This window comes from Actinacidiphila oryziradicis, from assembly GCF_005047355.1.
Taxonomy (GTDB): Bacteria; Actinomycetota; Actinomycetes; order Streptomycetales; family Streptomycetaceae; genus Actinacidiphila; species Actinacidiphila oryziradicis.
On sequence record NZ_SUMC01000299.1, the window covers coordinates 1 to 2,060 of the forward strand.

Sequence of the window (2,060 nt, forward strand, 5' to 3'; positions counted from 1 at the left end):
GCTCACCAGATTGGTGCCCTGATTCTTGCAGCGGATACGACGTAGACACTCGCATCCTCGCAGGTCAGCGGCACCATTCTGCTATCGGGGCGTCAGATCACCCAATTCCGCTGAATATCCAGGGTTAATGCTGAGTTCGCCGAGCACGGCGGACCCACGTCCTGCAGGATGGGCGGACCACCGTTCGCCCGCTGCTTTGCGGAAGTGAGGCCTCCAGCCATGCCGTTCAACCCACCCCTGCGAGCCGTCGCCATGGCCGTGACTGTGGCGGCCCTTTTGCTCACGGCCGCCTGTGCGGAGCGCACCGTGGGCGGCCCCGCGGCCGGGGTGACCGCCCCGCCGCCTGATGCCGCCACCCCCAGTACGCGACCGTCGGTCATGGACTCCGAAGCCTCCGGGAGGATCCAGCAGCAGCTCGACCCGGCGGCGAACGCGATCGAGCACCTCGGCGCCTCCTACCCGGGTTCCTACACCGGCCAGAGCGTGGACATCCCCGGGGATCGCATCATTGTCTACCGAAAGAAGGACCCTGCCTTCGACGCCGCGCTTGCAACGTTGCACACCGGCGTACCGGCCATGCTGCGCGACGCTCCGAGGACGCGCGCGGAGTTGTTCGCCACGCAGAGCCAGGTAGCGACGTTGGTGGGGCACACCACGGGTTACAAGATCTGGACGGTGGGCAGCGGAAGCGACGCGACCTGGAGCCGCGGCGTGGTCGAGGTGCAGATCACCGGCGATCTGGCGCGGGCGAAACGCGAGTTGGCGGCGAAATTCGGCGACAGGGTCCAGGTCACCATCGGCGAGCCGCCCGTAGGGTAGGCCGCCGACCTCCGCCGGCCCTGGGAGAAACCAGCACCGCCCAAGCTGCTGCTGGCGATGCTCGCCAAGGAATCCGAGCAGCGCATGGGCGCGATGGAGGTGTACGACGCGCTCCTGTCCTTCGTTCACACTGCCATCGGCGGCGACTGACGACGGCGCCCTGGATCCCCGTCTGCCGTTCCAGCGCCCCTTCGGGGGCCGGGCGCGCACGTCTGGCGCGGCTTCCTCGTACAGGCCTGCAGCGGTGGTTCCCTCCCCGCTTGTGTCCGTGTCCGCCGAACCGCAGGAGCCGCCTTCAGGCCCCGCCGCTCTGATGCGATGAAGGAGCGGGGCCTCCCGCTCCGGCCGGGTGCGGACGATGCTCGGTCCAGGACGAAAGGACTGTCCACAGGCAGGAGGCCCCTGATGTACCGAGAAACAGCCTATGACGACCACAGATCGTGGGCATGGACCTGCATGCCCGCCGCTCGGTGCTGCTGCGGATGACCCCGGACGGGCAGCGGCTGGACCGGGTACGCATCGACAACAGCCCGGCCGCCCTGCGGACCGAGATCGCCAAGGCGGGCCCGCACCCCCAGGTGGTCCTGGAGGCCACCTACGGCTGGTACTGGGCCGCTGACACACTGCAGCAAGTCGGCGCCGAGCTCCACCTCGCCCATCCGCTCGGGGTGAAGATGTTCACCTACCGGCGGGTGAAGACCGACGACAAGGACGCCGCGGACCTGGCCGACCTGCTGCGCATGGGGCGTCTGCCCGAGGCATGGATCGCCCCGCCCCGCATCCGCGAGATCCGGGAGATGGTGCGCTACCGCCACAAGCTGGTCAACATACGCACGTCAGCGAAGACCCAGATCCACGCGGTCCTCGCCAAGGCAGGCCTGCACGTGCCGACGACCGACCTGTTCGGTCACGCCGGCGGCGCATGGCTGGCCGGGATCTCACTGCACGGCCCCTACCGGACACGGGTCGCCTCTCTGCTGCGGCTGATCGCCTTCCTCAACAAGGAGATCGCCGACATCGAAGTGCTTACCGCCCGGATGCTCGCCGACGATCCCGGCTACCGCGCTGTGCAAACCATCCCCGGCATCGGTCCGGTCCTGGCCGCCGTGATGGTCGCCGAGATCGGCGACGTGACCCGCTTCGCCGGCGCCCGCCAGCTGTGCTCCTGGGCCGGCCTGACCCCGCGGCACCGGGCCTCGGACACCAAGGTCCACCGCGGGCCGATCACCAAACAGGGCTCC

Annotated in this window: 2 protein-coding genes; both read left to right on the plus strand. The window is 69.0% G+C overall.

The features are described from left to right. Window positions 1-219: 219 nt before the first annotated feature. Complete coding sequence (locus FCI23_RS55375) at window positions 220-819, plus strand: hypothetical protein (protein WP_246144946.1); 600 nt, start codon at window positions 220-222, stop codon at window positions 817-819. A 446-nt stretch (window positions 820-1,265) separates the two neighbouring features. Next, window positions 1,266-2,060: IS110 family RNA-guided transposase (locus FCI23_RS55380; RefSeq protein WP_136731717.1), on the plus strand; the 795-nt coding region annotated here is incomplete at its 3' end.

Bases quoted from the DNA above. Each gene is read 5' to 3' on its own strand.
- FCI23_RS55375 (WP_246144946.1), top strand. From the start codon at position 220: ATGCCGTTCAACCCACCCCTGCGAGCCGTCGCCATGGCCGTGACTGTG.